This window comes from Pseudoxanthomonas suwonensis (genome assembly GCF_010093235.1).
Taxonomy (GTDB): Bacteria; Pseudomonadota; Gammaproteobacteria; order Xanthomonadales; family Xanthomonadaceae; genus Pseudoxanthomonas; species Pseudoxanthomonas suwonensis.
Map to the genome: position 1 here is coordinate 72,548 of NZ_PDWP01000020.1, position 6,651 is coordinate 79,198.

General features: G+C 70.4%; 10 protein-coding genes and 1 pseudogene. 3 read left to right on the plus strand and 8 right to left on the minus strand.

Features of this window, described 5'->3' with window-relative positions:
* Nucleotides 1–37: 37 nt before the first annotated feature.
* The 3 genes from arsC to CSC68_RS11065 are packed head-to-tail and all read right to left on the minus strand — an operon-like array spanning nt 38 to nt 2,027.
* The gene (arsC, locus tag CSC68_RS11055) at nt 38–382 is read right to left on the minus strand and encodes an arsenate reductase (glutaredoxin) (protein ID WP_162203616.1); all 345 of its coding nucleotides are present in this window, start codon (nt 380–382) and stop codon (nt 38–40) included.
* Nucleotides 382–1,518, minus strand: coding sequence for a phospholipase A (locus tag CSC68_RS11060; protein ID WP_162203617.1), 1,137 nt, complete (start codon nt 1,516–1,518; stop codon nt 382–384). The genes arsC and CSC68_RS11060 overlap by 1 nt, the downstream gene beginning before the upstream one ends.
* 23 nt (nt 1,519–1,541) lie before the next feature.
* Complete coding sequence (locus CSC68_RS11065) at nt 1,542–2,027, minus strand: DUF456 domain-containing protein (RefSeq protein WP_162203618.1); 486 nt, start codon at nt 2,025–2,027, stop codon at nt 1,542–1,544.
* A gap of 219 nt (nt 2,028–2,246) precedes the next feature.
* Here CSC68_RS11065 and CSC68_RS11070 point away from each other — a divergent pair, with 219 nt between their 5' ends.
* A complete protein-coding gene (locus CSC68_RS11070; protein ID WP_019397805.1) occupies nt 2,247–2,456 on the plus strand; it encodes a cold-shock protein in 210 nt (69 codons plus the stop codon).
* Between the two features lie 81 nt (nt 2,457–2,537).
* Here the strand turns inward: CSC68_RS11070 and CSC68_RS11075 are convergent.
* Nucleotides 2,538–3,013: pseudogene (locus CSC68_RS11075) on the minus strand (glycine zipper 2TM domain-containing protein).
* Nucleotides 3,014–3,151: 138 nt separating this feature from the next.
* Complete coding sequence (locus CSC68_RS11080) at nt 3,152–3,586, minus strand: cytochrome c (RefSeq protein WP_162203619.1); 435 nt, start codon at nt 3,584–3,586, stop codon at nt 3,152–3,154.
* A gap of 81 nt (nt 3,587–3,667) precedes the next feature.
* Here CSC68_RS11080 and CSC68_RS11085 point away from each other — a divergent pair, with 81 nt between their 5' ends.
* Nucleotides 3,668–4,498: a tRNA threonylcarbamoyladenosine dehydratase gene (locus CSC68_RS11085; protein WP_162203620.1), complete on the plus strand. Its 831-nt coding sequence runs from the start codon at nt 3,668–3,670 to the stop codon at nt 4,496–4,498.
* Here CSC68_RS11085 and CSC68_RS11090 read toward each other — a convergent pair whose 3' ends face one another.
* Nucleotides 4,499–5,293, minus strand: a complete 795-nt coding sequence (locus tag CSC68_RS11090; protein ID WP_162203621.1) for a TatD family hydrolase — start codon at nt 5,291–5,293, stop codon at nt 4,499–4,501.
* A complete protein-coding gene (locus tag CSC68_RS11095; RefSeq protein WP_162203622.1) occupies nt 5,293–5,520 on the minus strand; it encodes a DUF6116 family protein in 228 nt (75 codons plus the stop codon). The genes CSC68_RS11090 and CSC68_RS11095 overlap by 1 nt, the downstream gene beginning before the upstream one ends.
* Before the next feature lie 155 nt (nt 5,521–5,675).
* Here CSC68_RS11095 and CSC68_RS11100 point away from each other — a divergent pair, with 155 nt between their 5' ends.
* Nucleotides 5,676–6,476 carry a glycine zipper 2TM domain-containing protein gene (locus CSC68_RS11100; RefSeq protein WP_162203623.1) on the plus strand — a complete coding sequence of 267 codons (801 nt, stop codon included), beginning with the start codon at nt 5,676–5,678 and terminating at the stop codon, nt 6,474–6,476.
* Nucleotides 6,477–6,532: 56 nt separating this feature from the next.
* On the opposite strand, the gene CSC68_RS11105 is transcribed toward CSC68_RS11100, so the two are convergent.
* The coding region (locus CSC68_RS11105; protein ID WP_162202733.1) for a transposase at nt 6,533–6,651 on the minus strand (119 nt) is incomplete at its 5' end.

The following is a 6,651-nucleotide window of genomic DNA, read 5'->3' on the forward strand; positions in this document are numbered from 1 at the left end:
CGGCGGCCGCAACGCCGCCGCGCCGCGACCGGCGGCGTCAGTCGAGCAGGGCGACCACTTCCTCGGGCGGCCGGCACAGGCGCGCGCCGCGACGGGTGATCACCACCGGCCGGTTGATCAGCTGCGGGTTGGCGATCATCGCGTCCAGCAGGGCCTCGTCGTCGGCCGAATCCAGGCCCAGGTCGGCGTAGACCGGTTCGCTGCTGCGGACCAGGACGCGCACGCCGCCGCAGGACTCGGCGACCCGGCGCAGGCTCTGGCGATCGGGTGGATGGGCCAGGTAGTTGAACATCACCGGCTCGATCCCGCGCTCGCGCAGGATCTGCAGCACCGCGCGGGACTTGGAGCAGCGCGGGTTGTGCCAGATCGTCGCGCGCTGCATCAGAACCACTCCAGCAGGGCGAAGCCGATGCCGACGTAGGTCGCCTTGTGGTTGTAGTCGATCATGCTCTCGCCGTAGCCGTCGAACACCTGCACGTGGCCGCGCAGGAGGTTGTTGATCGGGAAGCCCCAGTCGAACTGCAGCGAGCCGTGCGCGCGGTCGCCGCCGCGCAGCGAGTGGCGCGCGGTCAGGCTCAGCTCGTGGCCATTGCGGCTGTACACCAGCAGCGCGTCGGCGCGGCCGATGTAGTCCTCGATGTCCGGGTTGTTGTCGTCGCGCGCGCTTTCCTCGATCCGGTGCCATGGCCGGAGCATGAAGGCCCAGTTCTCGCGATCCATGCCGAGGTTGAGGATCACCCGGTTCCAGCTGCGCGAGAACGGATCGCTGCGGCCGTTGGACTGGTGGTTGAGGCTGATCCCGGTCATCCGCCCCTTCCAGCCGAACAGGCTGTAGTTGTTGCGGAACACCAGCATTACTTCCGGTTCGTAGTTGGTCTCGCGGAACGGGCGCGAGGTCTCGGAGCTGTAGGCCTGCCAGCGCGAGCTCTGGGTATAGCCCACCCACACGTCGCCGTTGTCGCCGAACAGGTCCTCGGCGACCTTGGTCTTGAAGCTCAGCTGGAACTTGGCCTCGATGCTGTCCAGCCGCTCGGGCGTGGCGACCGTGTTGTTCGGGTTGGGCGAGGTGGGGGTGGCGTTGGTCCGGCTGGTCCAGAAACCGGGCAGGACGTAGACCGGCTTGTACGCGCGCAGCTGGAAGATGCCCAGCTTGGAGTCCTTGGCCAGCTCCCAGCGGCTGTCCAGCAGGGAGCCGCGGCCGGCATTGGCGATGGTGGCGCGGGTGTCCGGATCCAGGTCGCGCTGGAACAGCTCCCTGGCCCGCTCGTCCTCGCCGGCCGCGTCCGCCGCGACCACGGTGGCGCGTTCGGCGGCATCGGCCGCCAGGTCGGCTTCCTGCGGGGACGGAGCGACGTAGCCGAGCGCCGCGTCGTAGCAGGCCAGGCGTTGCGCGTTGGAGGAGATCGCCAGGCAGGCGTCGGCCGTGGCCGGGCGCGCGGTTATCTCCTGGGCCGCGGCGAGCGCGGGAGTGGTGGCCAGGGCGCAAAGCGCCACGGACAGGGGGGACTTCCGGTTCAAGGAGGGCTCCAGGTGGTGCGTATTCAGAAAATCCACGCCAGCACGAACAGGCCGAGCATGGCGAAGCCAAGGGCCACCTTCAAGGCGGTTCCGAGCAGCAGGCCCAGCCAGGTCGCCAGGCCGACCCGGGTCGCCTGGCGCAGGTGCCGGGTATGCCAGAGCTCGCCGAGCACCGCGCCGATGAAAGGTCCCAGCAACAGGCCCGGCAGGCCGAAGAACAGCCCCACGATGGTGCCGAGCGCCGCGCCGGCGACCGCCAGCGGCCCGGCGCCGAAGCGGCGGGCGCCGACGGCGCCGGAAAGGATGTCAGCGGCGAACGAAAGCAGCGTGAGGACGCCGAGTACGGCCAGGGTCCAGCCGCCCACGCGCTCGAAGCCGTCCGCCCAGGCGGCCAGCAGCATCCCGGCGAAGACCAGGGGCAGGCCGGGCAGGGCAGGCAGCAGCACCCCGGCCAGGCCGGCGAGCACCAGCAGGCCGGCGATCAGGTACCAGAGGGTGGTCGTATCCATGGGGTCCGGGGGGGCTCCTGCGCAGGCCTCGGCATGATTGCATTCGCCATGGGCCGGCGGTAAGTTTGGGGTCGCTGCGCTTGGCAAGGTCACCGTGAACCGTGACCTGATGGGTAGGTCCCAGGTGGGCTGCTACATCGTTACACCTCGCGTACTCCTTGCAACCAGCCGCCGTGGCAACGGCGTAACCCACCCAGCAAAGTTCCAGGAGTAGCAGTAATGGCAGAGCGCGAGACCGGGACCGTCAAATGGTTCAATGATGCCAAGGGCTTCGGCTTCATCAGCCGCGAGAATGGCGAGGACGTGTTCGTCCACTTCCGTGCCATCCAGATGCAGGGCTTCAAGAGCCTGAAGGAAGGCCAGAAGGTCACCTTCACCGTCGTCCAGGGCCAGAAGGGCCTGCAGGCCGACGCGGTGCAGACCGCCTGATACCAGCCCCGCTGGCTTGCAACAGCGAAACGGCCCGCATGCGCGGGCCGTTTCCTTTTGCGTTGCCGGAAGGCCGCCCGATCAGCGGATCACGACCTTGCCGTTGACCACGCGCACGTAGGTGTTCTCGCGGATGCCGCCGAGATCGCGCTGGTTGATCACCACGGTGCGGCCATCGTCCATGCGTACGTGGACGTTGTAGGTGTCGCCGGTGACGCGGTTCTGGACGCGTTGCCGGCCATCGCGCCGGCAGCGGCGCCAGCGACGGCGGAGACGTTCTGGTTGCCCTTGCTGCCGCCGGTCTTGTCGGAGATCTCGTGGCCGGCGACGGCGCCGACGATGCCGCCGAGGACCGCGCCCGTGGCCGACGGCGCGCTGCGGTTGGAGGCAATCACGTCGATGCGGGTGACGATGCCGCAGTCAAGGCAGGACTGGGTGGTGGGATAGCTGCTGCCGGACGGATAGGACGAGCCATAGCCGTAGTTCGGCGAGGTGGTGGTGCAACCGGCCAGGGCCAGGGTGCCGAGGGCGGCGACGCAGAGCAGGCGGGACTTCATAGTGCATCTCCTGAAGTGTGTGTCCGTTGGAGGCGGCCCGGCCGCGTCCGTGGCTGCATCCTTGCGCCGCCGGCGTGAATGGCACGCCAACCGGCGGGGACGCCGGGCGACGGGCGGGCGGGCGGTATCAGCCGCGGGTCAGCGGAAATCCTGGTGGCAGGCGCGGCAGTCGTTGCCGATCTTCTCCAGCGCGGCGGTCACCTGCGCGCAGGTGGCGGGCGGCTGCGCGAGTGCGCCGTCGAGGGTCGCGCGCAGGGAGCTGGCGGCGCCGGCGAAGCGCGCGTCGTCGCGCAGGCCGGGGAATGCGCTCTCCAGGTCGTTGGCCATTGCGCGCAACGACTGCAGGCGCGGCACCGAATCGCTGGCGCTGCAGCGGTTGGCGGCGGCGGTGGCCTTCAGCTCCGAGGTCTGCCTGGCCATGACGTGCATCAGCGCCCCCGGGAACGGGTCCTGCCGCGCCTGCAGCGCCCGCAGCAGCATCACCGCGGCGACCACGCCGACCACCAGGCCGATGGCGAAGACGACGAGGTAGCGGGCGGCGGGCGAGGGACGACGGTCGGGCTGGCTGGCCATGCGGCGGGCTCCATGGAATGAGGCCGGACATCATAGGCGAGCGCCCGCGGCCGGTGCAGCCGCCCCGTTACAATGCGCCGCATGGATGCATTGCAGGAACGGTTCGCCGGCATCGACCGGCTTTACGGCGCTGGCGCCGCACGATGGTTCGCCGGACGCCGCGTGGCGGTGGTCGGGCTTGGCGGCGTGGGTTCGTGGCTGGTCGAGGCGCTGGCGCGCTCGGCGGTCGGCCCCCTGGTCCTGATCGATGCCGACGACCTGTGCGTGTCCAACACCAACCGCCAGCTGCCGGCGCTGGCCGGACAGTACGGGCGTGGCAAGGCCGAGGCCATGGCCGAGCGTTGCCGTGCGATCAACCCGCAGGTCGACGCGCGTCCGGTCGTGCAGTTCCTCACCCCGGGCAACCTCGAGGACCTGCTGGGCGAGGGCTTCGACCTGGTCATCGATGCATGCGACAGCTTCCGTACCAAGCTGGAGGCCATCGCCTGGTGCAGGCGGCGCCGGCAACCGGTGCTGACCGTCGGTTCGGCCGGCGGGCGCACCGACCCGACCCTGGTGCGGGTGCGCGACCTGTCGCGCACCGAGCACGACGCGATGCTGGCCCTGGTGCGGAAGAAGCTGCGGGCGGATTTCGGATTCCCGCGCAACCCCGATCGCTTCTTCGGCGTGCCGGCGGTGTATTCGCTGGAGAACGTGAAGTATCCGCAGGCCGACGGCAGCGTCAGCGGCGTGCGCCCGAAGCTGGACGCGCAGGCGGCACTCAAGCTCGACTGCGGCGGCGGCCTGGGCGCGGCCACCCACATCACCGGGGCCTTCGCCTTCGCCGCGGCGGGCAAGGCGCTGGAGATGCTGCTCCGGAACCGCCCGGCGCTGCCCGCAGGCGCGGGCTTCGCCTGCGCCGTCGCCGGCTAGTCAGGCCGGCGGCAGGCCGAACAGGCGTTCGGCATTGGCGGTGGTGGCCGCGGCGATCGCGGCCGGATCCTCGTCGCGCAGCCGCGCGATGGTCTCCAGCACGACCCGCAGCCGTGCAGGGTCGTTGCGCTGGCCCCGGTGCCCGGCGTCGGGCTGGTCGGGGGGGTCGGTTTCCAGCAGCAGGAACTCCAGTGGCATTTCCGCCGCCAGCCGGCGCAGGCGCTGGGCGCGCTCGTAGGTCACCGGGCCGCCGAGGCCGACCAGGAAACCCAGGTCCCACAGCTGCCGCGCCTGTTCCGGGCTGCCGGAGAAGCTGTGCACCACGCCGCGCAGGCGCGAGGGCCGGCCCGCAGCCGCGCCACCGATCCGGCGGATGGCGGCGATCACCGCATCCACCGCGCGCCGCGCGTGCACGATGACCGGCAGCCCCGCGTCGCGCGCCAGGCGCAGTTGCGCGTCGAAGTAGCCGGCCTGGGCATCGCGGTCCAGGTCCTCGAGGAAGAAGTCCAGCCCGCATTCGCCGATCGCCACCGGGCGCTCGCGCTCCACCCATGCATGCAGCTGGTCCAGGTGCTCCGGCGCGTGTTGGGCCAGGAATACCGGATGCAGCCCGTACGCCGGGTACAGGCCCGGCGCCGAGCGGCAGGCTTCGCGCAGCCCGGGCCAGCCCGCCGCGTCGATTGCCGGCACCACCTGGCGGCGCACGCCGGCCTCGCGCGCACGTGCGACCACCGCATTGCGGTCGGCATCGAACTCGGCCACGTCCAGGTGGCAGTGGCTGTCGACCAGGTCCATCAGCGGCGCGGGGGAAGCACCTGTGGCCGCGAAGGCACGGGATCCTTGCGCCGCTTCCAGTTGGCCAGCAGCAGGGTGCCCAGTCCCAGCGCAACTTCGTCGACGAACGGGATCGGGTCCGGCAGCAGGACGCTGATGGCGAACACGGCGGCGGTCAGCTTGAACAGGGTGGGGAAGCGCAACCGGCGCGCCCATTCCAGCAGCGGCAGCAACATCGGATTGGCCATGGCACAGGACTCGTCTCGGGTGACCTGGGTGCCAGCATGCCGCGTCGACGCGCGGTCGTGGGAGTGTCAAAAATCTGTTCGTGCTCCTGTTCAGGTTCGCCGTGATGGAATGCGCCCGTCAAACAACGGGATGGGACCCGCGAGGAGCCAAGGCCATGAAGCAAGCCACCACCGTTCTCATCGCTGCCGGCGCTCTGCTGGTCGGCGGAATTGCCACCGCCGCCTACATGAACAACCGCGACGCCAGCCCGGACGTGGCCCTCACCACCCCGGCCCTGGACGGCGACGTGCCGGCCACCGAAACGCTCCCGGCGGCCCCGTCGCTGGAATACGCCGAGATCGTGGGCGTCACCCCGGTGACCGAGAAGGCCCAGCTGTATGCCACCGTCATCGGCACCGAGCCGGTGCGCGAGTCCAGCACCCAGTCGGTCCCGCACGAGGTGTGCGAGGACGTGGTCGTGCAGGAGCGCCTGCCGGAGCGCGACGGCAACGTCGGCGGCACCGTCGCCGGTGCGGTCATCGGCGGCCTGATCGGCAACCAGGTCGGCGGCGGCAGCGGCAAGAAGGCCGCCACCGCGGCCGGCGCGATCGCCGGCGGCGTGATCGGCAACCAGGTCGACAAGCGCCACGTCGGCGGCAAGGTCGTGAACCGCACCGAGCGCCAGTGCCGCACCGAGTACGCCACGTCCGAGTCCAGCCGCGTGGTCGGCTACAAGGTGACCTACCGCAACCCGGACGGCACCACCGGCACCAAGCGCATGGACAGCAAGCCGGGCGAGCGCATCGCGCTGGGCAGCGAGGACAAGGTCATCGGCTACGACGTGACCTACCGCTACCAGGGCCAGGAATCCACCCTGCGCATGGACCAGGAGCCGGGTACCGACCGCCTGCCGGTGGTCGACGGCAAGATCGTCACTGCCGGCGTGGAAGTCGGCCAGGCCGCCAGCCGCCAGTAAGGCAGCGGGCCCGGAACAGGAGGCCGCCCCCTCGGGGCGGCCTTTTTTTTGGTTCTTCACCCAACTCCGGGGAAGGCCGCCCGGATCTTGAGGAAGAAGTAGGCGTCATCGCGGAAGCCGTAGGCCATGCGCTTGATGACCTTGATCTTGTTGTTGATGCCCTCGACCAGGTTGG